The organism is Prevotella sp. P4-51, from assembly GCF_002251455.1.
In the GTDB taxonomy this organism is placed as follows: domain Bacteria; phylum Bacteroidota; class Bacteroidia; order Bacteroidales; family Bacteroidaceae; genus Prevotella.
On sequence record NZ_NPJM01000065.1, the window covers coordinates 91924 to 112277 of the forward strand.

Annotated in this window: 18 protein-coding genes; 5 read left to right on the forward strand and 13 right to left on the reverse strand. The window is 55.8% G+C overall.

Annotated elements, in window-relative coordinates; all coding sequences use genetic code 11:
- Positions 1 to 20: 20 nt before the first annotated feature.
- The 12 genes from ftsA to mraZ form a co-directional block, all read right to left on the reverse strand.
- Positions 21 to 1442, reverse strand: coding sequence for a cell division protein FtsA (gene ftsA, locus CIK94_RS11620; protein ID WP_094387914.1), 1422 nt, complete (start codon positions 1440 to 1442; stop codon positions 21 to 23).
- Positions 1443 to 1455: 13 nt separating this feature from the next.
- Positions 1456 to 2259 (reverse strand): cell division protein FtsQ, encoded by an 804-nt coding sequence (locus CIK94_RS11625; protein ID WP_371591747.1) that lies wholly within the window; start codon positions 2257 to 2259, stop codon positions 1456 to 1458.
- Positions 2260 to 2262: 3 nt separating this feature from the next.
- Positions 2263 to 3636, reverse strand: coding sequence for a UDP-N-acetylmuramate--L-alanine ligase (murC, locus tag CIK94_RS11630; protein WP_094423117.1), 1374 nt, complete (start codon positions 3634 to 3636; stop codon positions 2263 to 2265).
- 2 nt (positions 3637 to 3638) lie between these two features.
- Complete coding sequence (murG, locus tag CIK94_RS11635; RefSeq protein ID WP_094387280.1) at positions 3639 to 4751, reverse strand: undecaprenyldiphospho-muramoylpentapeptide beta-N-acetylglucosaminyltransferase; 1113 nt, start codon at positions 4749 to 4751, stop codon at positions 3639 to 3641.
- 152 nt (positions 4752 to 4903) lie between these two features.
- A complete protein-coding gene (locus CIK94_RS11640; protein WP_094423118.1) occupies positions 4904 to 6172 on the reverse strand; it encodes an FtsW/RodA/SpoVE family cell cycle protein in 1269 nt (422 codons plus the stop codon).
- Between the two features lie 11 nt (positions 6173 to 6183).
- The gene (murD, locus tag CIK94_RS11645) at positions 6184 to 7515 is read right to left on the reverse strand and encodes a UDP-N-acetylmuramoyl-L-alanine--D-glutamate ligase (protein WP_094423119.1); all 1332 of its coding nucleotides are present in this window, start codon (positions 7513 to 7515) and stop codon (positions 6184 to 6186) included.
- Between the two features lie 10 nt (positions 7516 to 7525).
- On the reverse strand, positions 7526 to 8794 hold the full coding sequence (gene mraY, locus CIK94_RS11650; RefSeq protein WP_094387277.1) for a phospho-N-acetylmuramoyl-pentapeptide-transferase: 1269 nt from the start codon (positions 8792 to 8794) through the stop codon (positions 7526 to 7528).
- 13 nt (positions 8795 to 8807) lie between these two features.
- Positions 8808 to 10262, reverse strand: a complete 1455-nt coding sequence (locus CIK94_RS11655; RefSeq protein WP_094423120.1) for a UDP-N-acetylmuramoyl-L-alanyl-D-glutamate--2,6-diaminopimelate ligase — start codon at positions 10260 to 10262, stop codon at positions 8808 to 8810.
- 22 nt (positions 10263 to 10284) lie between these two features.
- Positions 10285 to 12438: a penicillin-binding protein gene (locus CIK94_RS11660; RefSeq protein ID WP_094423121.1), complete on the reverse strand. Its 2154-nt coding sequence runs from the start codon at positions 12436 to 12438 to the stop codon at positions 10285 to 10287.
- Positions 12435 to 12893, reverse strand: a complete 459-nt coding sequence (locus CIK94_RS11665) for an FtsL-like putative cell division protein (protein WP_022310672.1) — start codon at positions 12891 to 12893, stop codon at positions 12435 to 12437. The genes CIK94_RS11660 and CIK94_RS11665 overlap by 4 nt, the downstream gene beginning before the upstream one ends.
- Positions 12890 to 13801, reverse strand: a complete 912-nt coding sequence (gene rsmH / locus CIK94_RS11670) for a 16S rRNA (cytosine(1402)-N(4))-methyltransferase RsmH (RefSeq protein ID WP_094423122.1) — start codon at positions 13799 to 13801, stop codon at positions 12890 to 12892. The genes CIK94_RS11665 and rsmH overlap by 4 nt, the downstream gene beginning before the upstream one ends.
- Before the next feature lie 12 nt (positions 13802 to 13813).
- Positions 13814 to 14281, reverse strand: coding sequence for a division/cell wall cluster transcriptional repressor MraZ (gene mraZ / locus CIK94_RS11675; RefSeq protein ID WP_094387274.1), 468 nt, complete (start codon positions 14279 to 14281; stop codon positions 13814 to 13816).
- Between the two features lie 319 nt (positions 14282 to 14600).
- On the opposite strand from mraZ, the gene CIK94_RS11680 reads away from it, so the two are divergent.
- From CIK94_RS11680 to CIK94_RS11695, 4 genes are all read left to right on the forward strand, one after another.
- Positions 14601 to 15419, forward strand: a complete 819-nt coding sequence (locus CIK94_RS11680; protein ID WP_094387273.1) for a glycerol acyltransferase — start codon at positions 14601 to 14603, stop codon at positions 15417 to 15419.
- A gap of 14 nt (positions 15420 to 15433) precedes the next feature.
- The gene (locus CIK94_RS11685; RefSeq protein WP_094387272.1) at positions 15434 to 16429 is read left to right on the forward strand and encodes a GNAT family N-acetyltransferase; all 996 of its coding nucleotides are present in this window, start codon (positions 15434 to 15436) and stop codon (positions 16427 to 16429) included.
- 78 nt (positions 16430 to 16507) lie between these two features.
- A complete protein-coding gene (locus tag CIK94_RS11690; protein WP_144008204.1) occupies positions 16508 to 16774 on the forward strand; it encodes a hypothetical protein in 267 nt (88 codons plus the stop codon).
- Positions 16775 to 16949: 175 nt separating this feature from the next.
- Positions 16950 to 18134: a serpin family protein gene (locus CIK94_RS11695; protein WP_158216575.1), complete on the forward strand. Its 1185-nt coding sequence runs from the start codon at positions 16950 to 16952 to the stop codon at positions 18132 to 18134.
- Between the two features lie 330 nt (positions 18135 to 18464).
- On the opposite strand, the gene dgt is transcribed toward CIK94_RS11695, so the two are convergent.
- Positions 18465 to 19799, reverse strand: a complete 1335-nt coding sequence (gene dgt, locus CIK94_RS11700) for a dGTP triphosphohydrolase (protein ID WP_022310679.1) — start codon at positions 19797 to 19799, stop codon at positions 18465 to 18467.
- Positions 19800 to 19908: 109 nt separating this feature from the next.
- Here dgt and dut point away from each other — a divergent pair, with 109 nt between their 5' ends.
- Positions 19909 to 20346: a dUTP diphosphatase gene (dut, locus tag CIK94_RS11705; protein ID WP_094387952.1), complete on the forward strand. Its 438-nt coding sequence runs from the start codon at positions 19909 to 19911 to the stop codon at positions 20344 to 20346.
- The last annotated feature ends 8 nt before the right edge of the window (positions 20347 to 20354 follow it).

Here is a 20354-nt window from a genome sequence, read left to right on the forward strand (position 1 = left end):
GTGGTGTGAATTACGATTGCTTATTCTTCCTCTGTGATAATCTGTGAGAAGAAGTTCTTGAGCTTGGTCTTGTTGCGGTGCCAGAAACTGTTCTCGCGCTCCTTCTTGCGTTCCTCTTCAGCCTCTCTCTGCCGCTTCAGTTCTTCCTCCTCTTCCTTCTTGCGCTTAGCCTCTTCGGCAGCGGCCTTCTCTTCGGGCGTCTGTATGATGCCCTTGCCTGGCTGGTGGGGTTCCTTGGGCTTCTCTGTAGTGGTGTAACCCTCGTCTTCAGGGGCGAAGAGCGAGTCATTGAAGTCTTTGCCGGCGCAGTTTTCGTTGCCGCGCTCGAGCAGTCCCAGTACAGTGTTCATGCGGCCGTCGTGAGCGGTGATTTCGGGCTGGTTGGCATTGATGACACCGTTGACAAACTTGGCAACTCTAATTTTCTCGATGGGGGTGAAGGTATGGAAAGCCTCGACGATGTTGCGCATGTTGGAACCGCCGCCGGTGAGGATGATGCCGCCCAGCATCTTGTCGGAAAACTCGTTGGGCATCTGGTACCACACGTTGCGGATGATTTCCTCCATGCGCGACTCTACAATCTCTATGAAGCGGCGGCTCTCGATCTTGCGTCCGTCGCCCACGGCGAGTTCGAGCGTGTTGTCGATGTCAGCGTTGTTGGTATATGCGCAACCATACTCGAGCTTCATCTCTTCAGCCCTTTCCTCGTCTATCTGGAGCGAGGCGATGTCCTTGGTGATATTGTTGCTGCCCAGTGGTATGACGGCGATATGGCGCAGGATGTTCTTGTAGTATACCGACACGGTGGTGGTCTCGGCGCCCAGGTCTACGAGCATACATCCGCTGCGCTTCTCCGACTCGGTGAGCACGCTGTCGGCGAGCACCAGCGGTGCGAGATACATCTCGACGATGTTAATGCCGGCGCTCTTGAAGCACTCGTTGCAGGCGTAGTAGAACTTCTTGCGCCACAATATGTTAAGGAAATTGCCTTCCAGATGCTTGCACTGTATGCCTGCGGGGTCAAGCTGGAGCTGGTTGTCAACCTTGTATTCCTGAGTGATGGCATCGATAATCTCCTGTTCGGGATAATCCATGCTGCGGTTGGCGTCCATGAGTTCGTCTATCATGTCCTGGCGCACGATGGCTCCCTCTTCCAGGTCTTTGACAATCACATTCTTTACGCTGCGTATCGACTGTCCTCCTCCGCATACATACACGCCTGCTATCTTGGACTTGAGCGAGTGTTCAAGTTTGTTGACGATGTTGGTCAGACACTGTACCGTGCGGTCGTGGTTATAGACTACTCCCTTGCGGATGCATGCCGAAGAGTCTTCTTGCGCTACGGCGAGGATGCTGATGCTGCCATCAAGGTTCTTCTTTCCGGCCACGCCTGTAATCTTGGACGAGCCCAGTTCGATAGCGATTATAAATTCCTTTGCCATACGTTATATTGTTTTATTCTTGTTTACTTTTCTTGCAGATAATCTGGTTGTCAAATTCGAGATTGATGTACGAGTAGCGGTTCCATCCTGCCTGGGAGAGTCCGTACTGGTAGAATTTCTTGAGACGGTCCATCTTGTGACGGGTGAAGTCAGCTATCTGCTTCTGTCGTTCTCGTGGTGTCTTGGCCTCGGGCAGCTGACCTATATATATAATATGGTTGCCCACTCTGGGCACGAGCTCGATGCCGAGGTCGCTGAGGACGTTGATTTGTACTATCTGGTTCTTCCAGAAGTCGCTCGCCATGAGCGTCTGGACAAGATAGGCGATGTAGTTTCGGGCATACCACTGGTTGATGTTGCCCGTGGCGATGATGAGGTCGCTGGTGTAGTGGGAGTTGGGCATGATGCTGCACTTGTCGTCGATGTAGTAGTCGGTGCCGTTGTTGGCCTTGACTCTCACGATAGGCATCAACTGGCTGTAGGCTATGTTGACCTGTCCGTCCTGAGTGATGTAGCACTCGGCGGTCTTGACAAACGGGCTCGCCATGAGGCTTTCCTCTATCTGTCGTGTCCTAATCTGGGCGATGGGCTTTCCCAGCGGAAATAGGCCCTGCTTCTTCAGTCGGGCCTTGATTTCGTCGCTGCCTATGAAGCCGTCGGTCTTGGAGTCGGTAATCTGTATGTTGACCTTGGTACACCTGCGTCCCTTGTCGTCAAACTTGTTGAACGCGGTGAAGGCCATGCACAGATACACGCCCAAGGCGATATCTACCATGATGAGGAGTCCTCTCTTCCAGTTGAATCGTAGTCTTGCCACTCTTTACTTGTTGTCTATGATGTGAGCTATCTCGTCGGTATAGTTGTCCAGGTCGCCGGCGCCCAGGATGATGAGCACGTCGAAGTCGCGGCTCTTGACATAGTCTATCACGTCGTCCTTGCGGATGATGGCCTTCTCCACGCCAGGCTTGAGGTTGTCGTAGATGAGCTGGCTGGTGACGCCGGGGATGGGCTGCTCGCGGGCGGGGTAAATCTCGGTGAGTATCACCTCGTCGAGCTGGCTCAGCGCGTCGGCGAAGTCGCGGTAGAAGTCGCGGGTTCGGGTATAGAGATGGGGCTGGAAGATGGCCGTAATCTTGCGGTCTTTGTACAGCTCGCGCATACTCTTGGCGCTCTGGAATATCTCTTTGGGGTGGTGGGCATAGTCGGAGAGCACCACGTGGCGGCTGTTCTTCAGCCTGAAGTCAAAGCGGCGGTCCACACCTCCGTAGGTAGCCATGCCGTGACGCAGTTCATCGGGGGTACATCCGTTGAGCTGGGCCATAGCCATGGCAGCCACGCCGTTCTCGATATTGATGGGGATGGGTTGGCCCAGCACGATGCCGTCGACGCGCTCTATGGGCGAAACGAAGTCGAAGCTGATTTCGCCATTGTCTATCTTGATGTTCTCGGCATGGAAGTCGCCTTCGTTGAGGCTGTAGGTATAGACCTTCACGCCCTCCTGCACGTCGGCCTTCATCTCCAGACCGGTGTGGATGACGAGCGCTCCTCCGGGCTGGATGAGCGTGGTGTAGTGGCGGAAGCTCTCGAGATAGGCTTCCTTGGTGCCGTAGATGTCCAGATGGTCGGGGTCGGTGGCTGTGATGACGCTCATCCAGGGCCGCAGCCAGTGGAAACTGCGGTCAAACTCGTCAGCCTCAATCACGATGTAGTCGCTCTCGCTGAGGATGTAGTTGGTGCCATAGTTCTTGGAGATTCCTCCGAGGAAGGCGTTGCAGTCTACGTGGCTCTCGTGCATGATGTGGGCACACATGGTGGATGTGGTGGTCTTGCCGTGGGTTCCGGCAAAGCACAGGCCCTTGTGGGTGCGGGTGAGGGTACCGAGCACCTGGGCGCGCTTCTCGATTGTGAAGCCGCCCTCACGGAAAAATACCATCTCCTTGTGCTCGGCAGGGATGGCGGGAGTATAGATGACCAGACAGGTGGCTTTGTCGCGACAGGGTTGGGGTATTAGGTCCACGTTCTCTTCATAGTGGATGTCCATACCTTCACGTTCCAGCTGACGGGTCAACTCTGAGGGGGTGCGGTCGTAACCTGCAACGGTCACGCCCTTGTGCAGGAAGTAGCGGGCGATGGCACTCATGCCTATGCCGCCGGCTCCTACGAAATATACAGACTTGATATCTTTCAGTTCCATAGTTATTGTCTTGTTGCTAATTTGATTACCTCGTCGGCAATGGTGTCGGCAGAGTTTTCTACGCCCAATGTGAGGATGTTGTCGTGGAGCGAGGTGAGCTTGTCCTGGTCCTTGACGGTCTCTATGGCCCGCTGGAGCAGTATCTCGGGAGCCTCGGCGTCCTTGACGAATATGGCGGCGTTGTGGTTTACCAGCGCCATGGCGTTGTGGGTCTGGTGGTCTTCGGCCACGTTGGGGCTGGGCACCAGGATGACAGGCTTGCCAATCAGGCAGAACTCGCTGATGGAGCTGGCGCCGGCTCGGCTTATCACGAGGTCGGCTGCCTTGTAGGCGGCACCCATGTCGCTGATGAAGTCGGTCACGTGGAGCATCGGCATCGGCTCTTCACCTTTCAGGCGCTGGGCGATGGCGTCGCTGTAGTACTTTCCGGTCTGCCAGATGAACTGCACGCCCGACTCTCTGACCATGTCCAGATGCTGGAGCACGCTCTCGTTGATGGTGCGGGCACCGAGGCTGCCGCCCACGAGCAGTATGGTCTTCTTGGCGGGGTCGAGGCCGAAACGCTCGATAGCCTCTTCGCGGCTGAGCGTGGTCTCGATGAGGTTCTGGCGCACGGGGTTGCCCGTGAGTATGATTTTGTCGGCGGGGAAGAAGCGGTCCATGTGTTCATAGGCCACACATATCTTCTCGGCCTTCTTGGCCAGCAGACGGTTGGTCACTCCGGCATACGAGTTCTGCTCCTGGATGAGGCAGGGTATATGCTTGGCGGCACACATGTTGAGCGTGGGACCGCTGGCATAACCTCCTACGCCCACGGCTGCCATGGGGCGGAAATCGCGGATAATCTTCTTTGCCATGCGCTGGCTCTTCCATATCTTGAAGAGTACGGCAATGTTGCGCAGAGGGTGCTTGCGGTCGAATCCGCAGATAGGCAGACCCTTTATCTTATAGCCTGCGGCAGGCACGCGCTGCATCTCCATGCGTCCCAGTGCACCCACAAAGAGTATCTTGGCATCGGGGCGCTTGGCCTTGATGCTGTTGGCTATTGAGATGGCGGGAAATATGTGTCCGCCGGTACCTCCTCCACTGATGATGATTCTCAGTTCGTCTTCCATTTTCGTTTCCGTTACTTTATTCAGGCAAAAATAGCTAAAATATTTTGATTTATGTGTGATTTATCCAAATATTTTTGGTTTCATCCATGATTTCTTTGTCTCCCGTGATGACTCCCAGTGTGAGGGCGGTCATCTCGGGGGTAGCGTGGGGCTCAGACGGCGGCAGGCTGGGCGTTGGCAGCCGGCGTGCGCTTCTTCGCCGAACGGCTGATGCTCAGTATCACTCCGATGTAGACGCAGTTGATGACCGTCGAGGTTCCGCCCTTGCTGATGAGGGGTAGCGGCTGACCCGTGACGGGCGCCAGACCCACAGCCACACACATGTTGAACAGTGCCTGGGTCACCAGCATCAGCGCCAGGCCCATCGCGAGGAATGCGGGGAAGTTGTTCTCGCACTGGTTGGCTATCTTGGCGGTTCTGAAGAGCAGGATGATGTAGAGGAATGCCACACCTCCGGCTCCTATGATGCCCATCTCCTCGATGATGATGGCGTAGATGAAGTCAGAGAACGCCTGCGACAGGAAGTCGCGCTGCTCGGAGTTGCCCGGACCTTTGCCTATCACGTTCGACGAGGCTATGGCGATGTTGGCATACGACACCTGCGCGTCCTTGTCCAGGTCTACCGAGTCTGGGGGGATATCCTTGGAGTTCATAAACTTGTCTATACGCGTCTTCCAGGTGTCGGCGCGCTTCAGGAACCACGGGCGCTTCTCAAACAGGCCGTCCTTGTCGTCGCTCACCACCGTCACGTTGTGTGCCGCCAGCAGCTTCTTCTCCTCATTGACGTCCTTGCCGAACGCCATGATGAAGAATATGACCGCCACGCCCAGCAGGGTGACCACGCCCAGCAGCTTGCCCAGCTGGGAGTAGGGCGTGCGGCCTATGAACATCATCATGACGATGACCAGGAACAGCAGTGCTGCCGTCGAGAGGTTCTCGCCACAGATGAGGGCCAATATTGCTATCGAGAGGCCCATCACCCACTTGAAGGCGTTCTTGTCAGCGCCGTTGTCGGTCTGCAATACACTGTATATCTGTGCCGTGGCAAGCACCATGGTGCCCTTGGCAATCTCAGATGGCTGGAAACTCAGTCCGAAGATATTGAGCCAGCGGCTGCCGCCATTGATGTTCTGACCAGCAGCCAGCACGGCGCCGAGCGTGATAATCGACACTATGAGCAGAAACGGCAACGCCACCTTGAAATAGCGGCACTGGATGTTGAGGGTGATAATCATGCAGAATATGCCCAGTATCAGCAGGAATATGTGCTTGAACATAGGGCTCAGATAGCTGCCGCCCTTGTACGCCAACTGCGACGAGGCAGAAAATACCTCGACGATACTGATGATACAGAGGAAGAAGAACACCATCCATATCACCTTGTCGCCTTTGAACAGTTTGCTTAAGGTGTTGTTTATCATCTATCTTGTTGTTATGACTGTCTTACTAACTGCTTGAACTGCTCGCCGCGGTCTTCCATGTTCTTGAACAGGTCGAAACTGGCGCAGCAGGGACTCAGCAATACGGTGTCCCCCTCGGCGGCAAGCTCGTTGCAGGCAGCCACACAGTCTTTCATGCTGTGGGTGTCGCGTACGGGCAGCCCCAGTGAGTCGAACGCCTGGTGCAGCTTGGTGTTGTCGGCGCCGAGATAGACCAGAGCCTTACACTTCTCCTTCACCAGGTCGGTGAGGGTAGAGTAGTCGTTGCCCTTGTCCTTTCCGCCCACGATGAGTATGGTGGGGGTGGTCATGCTTTCCAGCGCATACCAGCAGGCATCGACGTTGGTGGCCTTGGAGTCGTTGATATACTGCACGCCATGCAGACGGCAGACTTTCTCCAGACGATGCTCCACGCCGGGGAAGTCGCTGAGGCCCTGGCGTATCACCTCGGGAGCGACGCCAGCCAGATGGGTGGCAAGTCCGGCTGCCAGAGAGTTGTACATATTGTGTTTGCCAGTCAGACTCAGCTCCTCCTGCTTCATCTCCAGCCGTGTTGGCGCCGTGAGCACATACTCGCCGTCGGCGATATAGCCCTTGAGGGCGTCGCTCTTTTCCAGTCCAAAGGGGTAGAGCGTGGCTCCCACGGCAGTCTTGGTCAGTTCGTGCTGGATTACGGGGTCGTCGTTCCAGTAGATGAAGGCGTCGGCCTTGACCTGGTTCTGCGTGATGCGCATCTTGGCGTCGGCGTAGTTCTCAAACTTGAACTCGTAGCGGTCCAGATGGTCGGGGGTGATGTTGAGCAGTACGGCGATGTCGGCGTGGAAGTCATACATGTTGTCGAGTTGGAAGCTGCTCAGTTCTATCACGTACCAGGCGTGCGGAGTCTCTGCCACCTGCAGAGCCAGGGAGTGGCCTATGTTGCCAGCCAGCCCCACGTCGTAGCCCGCCTTTTCCATGATGTGGTAGATGAGCGATGTGGTGGTGGTCTTGCCGTTGCTTCCGGTGATGCAGATCATGCGGGCGTCGGTATACCTGCCTGCAAACTCTATCTCGCTTATCACGGGAATGTTGCGAGCCATCACCTTCTGTATCATCGGTGCTTCCTTGGGTATGCCGGGGCTCTTTATCACCTCGTCGGCATTGAGTATCTTGTCTTCGCTATGGTGTCCTTCTTCCCATTCTATCCCGTGGCTGTCGAGCATGGCCTTGTAGTGGTCCTTGATGGCCGACATGTCAGACACAAAGACATCGAAGCCCTCTTTCTGAGCCAGGATAGCGGCGCCCACACCACTCTCGGCGGCGCCTAAGACAACAATTCTTTTCATTCTCTTGTTCCTATCTTATTTTTAATGTGATAATGGTAAGCGCGGCCAGTATGATGGTGACAATCCAGAAGCGCAGGGTAATCTTGGATTCATGCACCACGGTGTGCGGGCCCTTGATGACATAGCGGCAGTCGGCGTCGAGCTGGCTGTCCTGTGTGCGGAAGTTGTCGTGGATAGGTGTGCGGCGGAAGATGCGCTGCTTCACGCCACGGCGTTTGCCCATCTTGTAGTACCACACCTGCAGGATGACGCTGAGACTTTCCACAAAGAAGATGCCGCAAAGGATGGGCAGCAGCAGTTCCTTGTGGATGATGATGGCACACACGGCGATGATGCCGCCGATGGTGAGCGAGCCGGTATCACCCATGAAGACCTGGGCGGGATAGGCGTTGTACCAGAGGAAACCGATGAGGGCTCCCACAAAGGCGCACATGAACACCACCAGTTCCTGCGAGTCGGGAATATACATGATGTTCAGGTAAGAGGCAAACTCTATATGTGAACTCACATAGGCGAGTATGCCCAACGCCACGCCAATGATGGCCGAGTTGCCGGCACACATGCCGTCCATGCCGTCGTTGAGGTTGGCACCGTTGCTCACTGCCGTCACCACGAGGATGGTCATGATGACAAAGAGTATCCATCCTGCCGCCGTCTTGTACTTGCCGCAGAACGACATGAGGTACGAGTAGTCCAGGTTGTGGCCCTTGACAAACGGGATGGTCGTCTTGAGCGACTTCTTGGCTTCGGTGCGGTGTTTCACCACCATCTCCTGACCCTGGCGCTGTATCGAGAGATTCTCATACATCTTCACGTCGGGCGAAGACCATAGCACCAGACCCACAATGAGGCCTATGCCTATCTGGCCCACTATCTTGTATTTGCCCTTGAGGCCCTCCTTGTTGTGGTGGAATATCTTGATAAAGTCGTCCATACCTCCCAGGAAACCCAGCCATACGGTTGTGATAATCATCAGGATGAGGTAGATGTTGCGCAGACGCCCCAGCAGCAATACCGGTATGAGGATAGAGACGATGATGATGATGCCGCCCATCGAGGGCACGCCTATCTTCTTTACGCCAAACGGGTCTATCGAGGCGTCGCGCTGTGTCTCGGTTATCTGCTTGCTCTTGAGATATTTGATGAACTTCTCGCCAAACCAGGCCGAGATTACCAGCGACAGGATGAGCGCCAGCAGCGACCTGAATGAGATGTAGCCCCATATGTGCGACCCGCTGATGCCAAACTGTTCCAAGAATCTGAATAAATAGTACAACATGGCTATTCTCCTTTTATTGGTTGTTGAAGATGTCGCGCAGCACCTCCTTGTCATCGAAGTGGTGCTTTACGCCCTTGATTTCCTGATAGTTCTCATGACCCTTGCCGGCAACGAGTATCACGTCGCCCTTCTCGGCCATCATGCAGGCGGTGCGTATGGCTTCCTTGCGGTCGGTGATGGCCAGCACGTTCTTGCGCTGCTGTGCGTTGAGGCCCGCCAGCATGTCGTTGATGATGTCCTGTGGGTCTTCAAATCTGGGGTTGTCGCTCGTGATGATGACCTTGTCGCTCTGGCGCACGGCTTCCTGTGCCATGAGCGGGCGCTTGCCCTTGTCGCGGTTGCCGCCGGCACCACATACGGTGATGACGTGGCCCTTCTTGTTGAGTACTTCGTGGATGGCGTTGAGCACATTGGCGAGGGCGTCGGGGGTGTGGGCATAGTCCACGATGGCGGTATATCCCTCGGGCGAGCGCACCGGGTCCAGACGACCGCTCACGCTGTGCAGCGTGCTCATCGTCACCAGTATGTCTTTGGCGTCCTTGCCCAGCATGCGGGCGGCGCCATAGACGGCGAGCAGGTTGCTCACGTTGAACTTGCCGATAAACTGCACGCCCACTTCCTGTCCGTCTATCTCCAGATACATGCCCTCGAAGTGGCACTCCAGTATGCGGGCTCTGAAGTCTGCCATCTGTCGTATCGAGTAGGTCTTCACCTGGGCCTTGCAGTTCTGCACCATTACCATGCCGTTCTTGTCGTCGGCGTTGGTGATGGCAAATGCCGACTTGGGCAGGCCATCAAAGAAGGCCTTCTTGGCGTCGCGGTAGTTTTCAAAGGTCTTGTGGTAGTCCAGATGGTCGCGGGTGAGGTTGGTGAATATGCCTCCGGCAAACTTGAGTCCGCCAATGCGCTTCTGGGCGATGGCGTGCGACGAGCATTCCATGAACGCATATTCGCAGCCAGCCTCTACCATGCGCGCCAGCAGTGCGTTGAGCTCTATGGGGTCGGGTGTGGTGTGGTCGGCGGCTATTGCCTCGTCCTCGATATAGTTGCAGACTGTAGAGAGCAGACCGCAGCGGTGCCCCATCTTACGGAACATATTATATAATAAGGTGGCGATGGTCGTTTTGCCATTGGTGCCGGTCACGCCCACCAGTTTGAGTTTCTTGGACGGCTCTCCGTAGAAGACGGTGGCCACGCGCCCCACGGCGTCTTCGGTCGAGTCTACCTGTATATAGGTCACACCCTCGCAGAGTTGGTCTGGCATTTCTTCGCAGAGTACGGCCACGGCGCCTTGGTCTATGGCTTTGCCGATAAACTTGTGGCCGTCTACCTGAGTGCCACGCATGGCCACAAAGAGGTGGCCTTTGGCTATGCGGCGTGAGTCGATGTTCACTCCGGTAATCTCAACCTCGCTGTCGCCTGCGACTTGCAGAGGCTTGATGTTCTTGAGAAGTTCGTGTAGCTTCATAATATATATATGTGTATTACGTTTATTCCAATATCAGATGACATCGCTGTCCCTTCACGGCTCTCTGCCCTGGCTGCAGACTCTGTCTGCACACCTTGCCGCGGCCTTTGAGGGTCACCTTGATGCCTCGGCTCTCCATGAGATAGACGGCGTCGCGGGCGCCCATGCCCTTGACATCGGGCACCTTGTTGGCGGGAGTCATCGCCATGCGGTTCAGCGTCACCGAGTGGCGGTTGCGCGGGCCCGTGCCCCCCACGGGCTTCTGGCTGTCATTCCACGGCTGGCCTTGAGTCCTCACTCCCAACGAGTGCAGCACGTTGCCCGCCGAGTTGATGTTGCCAGCCTTCACGTCGGGCACCATGATGCTGTGCTCGTCTTTGGCGTCGCGCACATCCATCTTCAGGTTCTGCGCCATAATGCCTTCCGCAATCTCGCGGAATGCTATTGCGCTGAAACCGCTGGATGCCGGCAGACCCTTTTTCTGTATACATACGATACAACTGTACCGTGGCGCGTCGGCGGGGAAGTATCCCACAAAACTCAGCAGGTATTTCATCGTGCCGTTGCGGTAGCTTCCGCCCTGTGCCACCTGTGCCGTACCGGTCTTTCCGGCTATCTTGAAGGCTTTGGAGCCTGCTTTCTTTGCCGTACCTTTTGACACCACGTGTTCCAGCATGGCCTGCACCTTGCCCAAGGTGCGCTGGCTGCATATCTTCTCATGGCCGGGCACCGCCATTGCAGGGAATGTCATGAGCATCTCGCCGTTCTTGCTGATGCCGGTGACAAAGCGCGGATACATCATGCGGCCGCCGTTGGCTATGGCGTTGTAGAACGCCAGGGTGGATATCGGCGGTATCTGGGTCTCATATCCTATGCTCATCCACGCCAGCGATGTCTTGCTCCAATTGAGCCACTGGCCGCGCGCGTTCTTCTTTGGCATGCGTACTCGGGCAGGAGCGTAACCGTTGAGGGGCAGTTTGAAGTCGGTGGTGATACCTGTGCGGTAGACGCCTTCGACAAACTTCTCAGGGTTTTTGCCGTAGTAGTCTTCCACGATACGGCTGACGCCGATATTCGAGCTCACCTCCAGCGAGCGTGCCATGGTGATGGTGCCATATCCGTTGTGGCGCCAGTTGTGGTCGCGCATGGGTCGTCCGTGCATGTCGTAGATACCGTTGCCGGTCTCCACTATGCGGCTGGTGTCGCACATGCCGTCCTCGAGTACGGTCATCAGCGACACGGTCTTGAACACCGAGCCCGGCTCCATAAGGTCGCTGATGGCGTGGTTCTTCATCTCGTAGAGCTTGCCATCGGCACCGCGCTCCATGTTGACGATGGCTTTGATGTCGCCCGTCTTGACTTCCATGACGATAGCCACACCCACCAGTCCGTTTACATCCTTGTCGTTGAGCTGCCCTATGACGGCACGCTCAGCCAGGTCCTGCATGTTCACATCGATGGTGGTCACGATGTCGGCACCATCGGTGGGCGGCGTGTCGGTGATGTCCAGATACTTGTTGAGCACCTTGCGGCGGTGTATGATGCCGTTCTTGCCACGCAGCAGACTGTCGTAGAACTGTTCCAGTCCGTTCTTGGCTTCGTCCTTGCCGGCGTAGAGGGTGCCCAGGGTGCGCTCGGCGAGCGACCCGTAGGGGTGCTGGCGCGAGTCAAAATTCTCGCAGTAGAAACCGCCGGTGTAGCCGCGCAGGCGGAACATAGGCAGCTGCTTGGCCTCGCAGTAGGTATTGTAGTCCACGCGCCCGTCATAGATAGACCAGCGGCGACTCTGCTTTTCCTTGCCCTTCTGCAGATAGCGGCGGTATTCGGCTTTGCTGCGGTTGGGGAACATACGGCTCAGCCCCTCGCTGATGGAGTCGACCTTAGTATCCCAGAGCGAGTCGTTGCCGGCTTCGTGGATGGCCTTGAAGTCGATGAACAGTCGGTATTCGGGCAGCGAACTTGCCATAATCTCGCCATTGCAGCTCAGTATGTTGCCGCGGATGGCCTTTACCGCCACGCTGTCTTTCTTCACGCGGCTTGCCACTTCCATCCAGTATGCGCGCTTGGCGCTCATGATGTAGCCGGCCTTGGCGACGACAATCACCGCCAGCAGGGTCATCATGGTGGCCAGGAAGTAGTATCTCGGCATTACCTTTTTGTTGTCAAACTTGCTCATTTCTCTGGAACATTGATTAAGTAGGGTGGCTGGTTGGACATGTGCAGCGTGCTGTCTTTACATGCCTTGAGCTGTTCGAGCACGCGGCTTTCGCGGCTCATCTCGATAAATCTGTTGTTGGTAGTCTGCGCCTTGTAGCGGGCATCCTTCAGTTCGGTCTGCAACTTGTCGATTTCTATCAGATTGCGCTGACAGCTGTATCTGTTGGAGATATAGATGACGATAAACAGCACGATGAGCAGCAGCAGCCATATCTGGCGGCGTATGGTCGAGGTGTTGAGGATGTCGCCACCCACAATCTTGCTGAAGGTGAGTGCACCCGATAGCGGGGTGTCTTCGTCGGCCACCTGTTTCTTGATGGCTTCGGTCAGCGTAGGCTGGCGCTCGGCCAGTTCCTCTGTGCTGGCGGGCTTGTCTGCCGTGGGCTGATTTATGTCTTTGTCTTCGTCTGTCATTTCTTTTCTGCTATTCTTAGTTTGGCGCTTCGGCTGCGTGGGTTGCGTTGCTGTTCTTCGTCGGTGGGCACGACGACCTTGTTGTTTACCAGTCTGTAGGGTGTCTCGATGCGTCCGTAGAAGTCCTGTATCATCTTGCCCTCGGCATTGCCCGTCTTCATCACGTTCTTTACGATGCGGTCTTCCAGCGAGTGGTAGGTGATGACCGAGAGTCTGCCGCCGGGAGCCAGCAGTTGGGTGGCAGCGGCGAGCATTTCCTTGAGGGCTTCCATCTCATGGTTCACCTCGATGCGCAGAGCCTGGAAGAGTCGCGCCATGTCCTTCTTCTCGCGCTCGCGTTTGAAGAAAGGCTCCACCACATGCAGGAAGTCCTGCGTGGTGGCTATGGCGTGCTGCTGGCGTGCCTTGACCAGCGCCGAGGCAATGCGGCGCGAGTTCTTGAGTTCGCCGTAGAGGTAGAAGATGTCAGCCAGCGCCTCTTCGTCATACTCTGCCACGATGTCGGCGGCGGTCTTGTCGGCGCGCTTGTTCATGCGCATGTCCAAGGGGGCGTCGAAGCGGAAGGAGAAGCCGCGGCTCTCGTCGTCGAAGTGGTGCGACGACACGCCGAGGTCGGCCAGCAGACCGTCGATGTGGTCTATCTCGTAGTAGCGCATCCAGTTCTTCAGGTATCTGAAGTTGCTGCGTACGAAGGTGAAGCGGTCGTCGTCTACGATGTTGCGTTCGGCATCGGCGTCCTGGTCGAAGCTGAAGAGGCGCGAGCCCTGGGGGAGCCGGCGCAGTATCTCGCGCGAATGGCCGCCACCGCCGAAGGTCACGTCGATGTACACGCCGTCGGGGTGCAGGTTGAGACCGTTTATGCTTTCGTCGAGCAATACGGGTACGTGGTATGTGTCGATTGTTGTCATTGTCGCTGGGTGTTAGCCGTTAGTGTCGGTATCGCCGGGAGTGGTCATGAGGTCCTCCAACTGTTGCGCAAAGGCGTCGGCGTCCATGAAGGCGCCGTTGGCAGTGTCGGCGTTCCATATCTCGATGGTGTCGTCCATGCCTATAAACCTCACTGCGCTCTCTATATTGGCCATCTTCATATACCGGCGTGGTATCAGGAAGCGGCCGTTGCCGTCGAGCGTGAGCTGCTCTACATCAGAGACAAACTGGCGGAAGAGCTGCTGGTGTTGGGCGTTCCATCGGTTGAGGCGCGAGCGCAGCAGGTTGAGCTGCTCGTCCCAGACCGACTGGGGATAGAGCACCAGACAAGGCTGGAAGATGTCTTTGCGCAGCACCAGACCCTCTTCGGCTGCTGTCTGCAGCAGCTTCCTGAAAGCCGAGGGCAGGAACACGCGTCCCTTGGCGTCGGTCTTGGCTTCTATGTTTCCTACAAATCGCATGCGTACCTCTTTTATATATAAATTCGAATTACGTGGTCAAAGATACAACTATTTCCCCACACTGCACCACTTTTCTCCACTTTTTTTTCATTTTTCTTCAAAAACTTGACATGGCGGTTTGCAGGCGCCGTCCTTACCGATGGCGTGGGCGGGGTTGTCGGGCGCCGGTTTTTGGGCCACTTTGTCCGTATTTTCCTGCCCTTTTGCGACTATTTGTCAATCATTTTTAGATTTATCACACATTTTATGTCTTTTTTTAGCGTAATTGGAAAAGAAGTATTATTTTTGCACTACCTTAGAAGTTATGAAATAAAACCTCATGGTGGCAAAGACCATAGATATAGACAAGATTCTGGCAGGCAAGATGGGAAAGAGAGCCCGTCTGGTGCCCCGCTTTCTCGTGGCATGGCTCAAGCGGCTGGTACACGAAGACCAGGTCAACCAGTTCCTTGATGACCACAGTCATCTCGAGGGAGTGGAGTGGCTCGAGGCTTGTGTCAAGTACCTCGATATGACCCTTGAGATAGAGGGAATGGAGAACCTGCCCGACAAGAACGACGGCCGGCTCTACACCTTTGTGTCCAACCATCCCCTCGGTGGTCAGGACGGCGTGGCGTTGGGCGCCATCATCGGTCGTCACTACGATGGCAACTTCCGCTATCTCGTCAACGACCTCTTGCTCAATCTGCCAGGACTCAAGCCACTGTGTATAGGTATCAACAAGACCGGCCGACAGAGCCGTAACTTTCCCGCTATGGTCGAGGCAGGCTTCAAGAGCGACAAGCACATGCTCATGTTCCCCGCCGGACTCAACAGCCGCAAGCGCGCCGATGGCTCCATCCACGATTTGCCGTGGAAGAAGACATTTATCACCAAGAGCGTGGAGTGCCACCGCGATGTGGTGCCCATCTTCTTCGGCGGCCGCAATTCCGAGCGGTTCTACCGCATCGCCAAGTTCAGCGACAAGTATCTGCCCTTCAATCTTGCCATGCTTTTCCTCGTCGACGAGATGTATCGCAACGTGGGTAAGAAGTTCAGGGTGGTCATCGGCAAACCCATACCATGGCAGACGTTCGACAAGAGCAAAACTCCGATGGAATGGGCGAATTTTGTAGAAGAAAAGGTTTACGAGCTATAGATAAAGAAGTAATTATGGAACAGGAAATTATCCAACCCGTCAGTAGGGAACTGCTCAAGAGAGAGCTTACGCCCGAACGCCGTATGCGTATGACCAACAAGAGCCATAACGAGATTTATGTCGTTACGGCACAGGAAGCGCCCAACGTGATGCTCGAGATAGGGCGTCTGCGCGAAGAGGCTTTCCGAACTGCCGGAGGGGGTACGGGCAAGTCGGCAGATATCGACGAGTTTGATACCATGGAGAATGGCTGCAGGCAGTTGATAGTATGGAATCCTGAAGAGGAAGAAATCATCGGTGGCTATCGCTATCTGATAGGTACCGATTGGAAGATAGACGACAAGGGACAGCCTGTGCTTGCCACGAGTCACATGTTCCACTTCTCCGAGAAGTTTATGACCCAGTACGCACCCTACACCGTAGAGCTGGGGCGTTCGTTTGTGTCGCTCGGCTACCAGAATGTGCGCAAAAACACCAAGAGCATCTTCGCCCTCGACAACCTCTGGGACGGCCTTGGCGCCCTCACCGTGCTCTATCCCAACCTCAAGTATTTCTTCGGTAAGGTTACGATGTATCCCAGCTATATCCGTCGCGGCAGAGATATGATTCTCTACTTCTTGCGCAAGCATTTTGATGACAAGGAGCACCTCATTGTACCGATGAAACCGCTGGTTATTGAGACTCCCGATGACGAACTGGCCAAGATATTCTGCCATGACGACTTCAAGGAAGACTACCGCGTACTCAACCGTGAGATACGCAACCTGGGGTACAACATCCCGCCGCTCGTCAATGCCTATATGAACCTCAGTCCCACGATGAAACTCTTCGGAACCGCCATCAACTATGGCTTCGGCGATGTCGAGGAGACGGGCATCCTGATTGCCATCGACGAGATACTCGAGGAGAAGCGCATACGCCACATCGACAGTTTTATCGCCGAGCACCCCGAGGCGCTGCAGCTCACCAGCGGAGCCAACAAGGTGATATACAAGGACGGCTGCAAGTAGGTGCCGCCCCGCATCCTGCCGCCACCCGCCGCCATGCCGATGCTGCTACCAGTGGGCGAGGCAGAGAGCAACCCCATAATGATTGCCGTAATGGACGCTAAGCCCATTACGGCAATTGTCGTTTTGGTGCGTATGGGGATGGCTACGCCGCCTCCCGCCACCATCTTCCTGCCCGCCGCCAGACTCTCCTCGACACTGTCCACCGCTGCGCAGCCAAAGGTTGCCGACTTCATCCTCATATTCACCGCCAATCCCTTGAAAATCATAATTATTACGTGGCTAAACATTTTTAACCAAAATAATTGTGACCCATTCTGCAATAGTCCTTATCTTTGCCAAAAATAGCGTGTGGGTCTGCCTGCCAGACGCAGTGTGCCATAGGCTGTTGGCTACGGCTTGCGCCCGCCCCGCCACAAGCGGCCCGCAGATGGCACGACAGCAGACGACCGACTGATACATCACCGTAATAATACAGATAACTTTAATCATGACCATTATAAAACCGACAAGATTAGCGCTTATGTTGCTCGTAGGAGAGGCAACATCCACGTTTGTGGCTTGTAGTGATGATGAAGAGAGAGGCGAAATAGAGCCTATCCGAGTAGAACTTAATCAGGTGACGCAGACCGATTTCGCGGCGTGCAGCAATGGGTTTGCCAACGACTTGCTGGCTGTGCTTGCCGCCCAACCGTCTGCAGCCAAAGGCAACGTGGTGGTGTCGCCCATCAGCATGCAGTATCTGCTGAGCATGATGGCCAACACGGCAAGCGTCGAGGTCCAGGCAGAGGTGTTCGACGCCCTCGGACTCGACGACTACACCCTGGCTGAGACCAACCAGCACAGCAAGGAACTGCTGACGCGCCTGCAGCAGGACGACAAGTATGTCAAGTTGGCGCTCGCCAACAGTATATGGGCCGACGATGGCCTGGACATCTTGCCCGAAGTCGTGGCAAACATCGAGGACAACTACAATGCAGATTTCGTAGTCCACGACTTTGGCAACAAGGCCGACGAGGCCAAGCGGCTTATCGACAGGTGGGCAAGCGAGAAGACCCACGGCCTAATCAATAGCCTCAGCTTGAAGCCAAGCTCATCGACAGCCATTGTCCTGGCCAATGCCACCTATTTCAATGGCAAATGGTCGCAGCCTTTTAATGGCAGAAACACTTATCAGGGCGTCTTCCACAACGAGAACGGCACCACATCAAAGGTGGATATGATGCAGGCGTCGGTAGATGCCAAGGTATATGTAGACGACGAGGTCTCGGTGGCTGAGCTCACCTATGGCCGCGGCTATTACAGCATGATGATAGTGATGCCCAAGGACATTGGACAGCAGATAACCGACAAGACCGACTGGTGGGGCTTGCACAACAAGTTGGTAAGCGCCACGATAGGCATACATCTGCCCAAGTTCAAGGTGCAGAATGAGTTCCAGGATATCGTGAAGGTCTGCCAACAACTGGGCATCAACAAGCTGTTTGATGTGCAAAGCAATGGAGTGTGCTATGTCAACATGGGGCAGAGCGCGATGATAGATGTCGATGAAAACGGTACCAAGGCTGCGGCAGTAAGCTACGCTGAAGGTTTGTACACGTCGGATAAGCCCACCGAGCCCATCAAGTTCGACCACCCCTTTGTCTATGCCATCCGTGAGAATACCACGGGAACCATCCTCTTTATCGGCAAGGTGGGGCAGCTGTAAGACATCGCGGGCGCAGCCGCATCTCGTACGGATGTCGCTGTCGCGGCTGCTGCAGCGATGATGATTGGGCTGACAGCCAGTGTCTTCACTCGCTTGCTGACCATGATTGGCGGCTCGTGCCTATTGATACGAGGGTTCGTGCCTTATGGTACGTGGCCGCGTGACGGAAGGCACGAGCCCACGTATCATAAGTTACGAACCCGCCAGGATATGCTCCAGACTCGCCAAGGGGGCTGCGGCGGTGCTGTCGATGGTCGCGGCGCCGCTATAGATAAACAGCAAGGGGGAACCGGTCATTGCCGGTTCCCCCTTGCTGTGCTGTGTGGCGCGTCAGATGATGGGCAGCGAGATGCCGTTAATCTTCTGGTAGATGTCCAAGGCATAGATGTCGGTCATGCCGCTGATATAGTCGATGACAGCCATGAGCCGTGTCTCCAGGTCATCGCTCTGTATGTCGTACTGGCTGCTGAAGCGCTTGATAAGTTGCTTGGAATGAAACTTCTCGGGGCTCACGGCAGCGCTCACGAGGTCGCGCATCAGCGTCTCCATAATCTTGTAACCCGACAACTCCACGTCGAGCACTATCTTGCTTTGATATATTCTCTCTTTAGATACCTGCGTGCATCGCTTGTAGGCGTTGCGGGGCCGCTCGGAGATGGCTTTGATGAGGCTGCCCTCAAATGTGCCAGCCAGTATCTGGCTCTCGTGGTCTACAAAGGCATGCACGCACTCGTTTTCGAGCAGTCCCACGACACACGCCCTCATATACACCACCTTCTCGTTGACATCGGTCACCCCGTCTTCCTCCACCCGCTGCAGGATGCTGGCGCGGGTGTCGCTGTCGAAGAAGCCCAAGAGCAGGTCTTCGGTCTCCTGATAGGTGAGCAGCTTGAGCTTGTGGGCGTCTTCGATGTCCATAATCTCATAGCAGATGTCGTCGGCAGCCTCCATGAGGTAAACCAGCGGGTGGCGGGCATAGCGCAGCGGCTCGCCGTCGGCAGAGAGGCGCGCGATACCCAGCTCGTCGGCAATCTTGCGGTAGGAGTCTTCCTCGGGGGCGAAAAAACCGAACTTGCCATGCCCTCCGGCTTCAGACGAGGCAAAGGGATATTTGACGATGCTCGCCAGGGTGGAGTAGGTCATGACAAACCCGCCCTCGCGCCTGCCGTGGAAGCGGTGGGTAAGGATGCGGAAGGCATTGGCGTTGCCCTCAAAGTGGGTGATGTCGTCCCAGAAGCGGTCGCTCACCCGGGTGCGCAGCTCCTGGCCTTCGCCCTCGGTGAAGAAGGCTTGTATGGCTTTCTCGCCACTGTGGCCGAAGGGCGGGTTGCCCAGGTCGTGCGCCAGTCCGGCAGTCTGGACGATGGTGCCAATCTCCTCGAAGAGCGTGCCCCTCAGTTCGGGATGGCGCTCGGTGAGGATGCGTGCCACGTCGTCGCCGAGCGACTTGCCGAGCGACGAGACTTCGAGCGAGTGGGTCAGACGGTTGTGGACGAAGATGCTGCCGGGCAGGGGGAACACCTGCGTCTTGTTCTGCAGACGCCTGAAGGGCGCCGAGTAAATGAGACGGTCGCTGTCGCGTTTGAACTCCGAGCGGTCGTCATGCCGCTCGTGCCGCGTCTCCTGTCCGAGACGCTTGTTGGAGATAAGTTGTTGCCAATTCATAGCCACAAAAGTAGTGGAAAAAACCCTAATTATATTCTTTTATCATAAAAAAGTGAATAATGTGGTCAGAATTAGTTATTTTTGCATGAAAAATCAAATCAGCATGACTATGCTTAACGTCAAAGTAATCAACAAGGGGCACCAGCCCCTGCCCGCGTATGCCACCAGCCAGAGCGCTGGCATGGACCTGCGCGCCAACATCGACGAGTCGATAGTACTTCATCCCATGGAGCGCCGCCTGGTTCCCACCGGGCTCCATATAGCCCTGCCGCAAGGCTTCGAAGCCCAGATACGCCCTCGCAGCGGACTGGCACTGAAGCACGGCATCACCGTACTCAATACCCCCGGTACCATCGATGCCGACTATCGTGGCGAACTGATGGTGCTGCTCATCAACTTCTCTGATACCGACTTTGTCATCAACGACGGCGAGCGCATCGCCCAGATGGTGGTGGCGCGCCATGAGCAGATAGAGTTCCAGCTCGTCGACGAGCTCGACGATACCGAGCGCGGTGCCGGCGGTTATGGTCATACGGGGGGGAAATAACCTGCTGA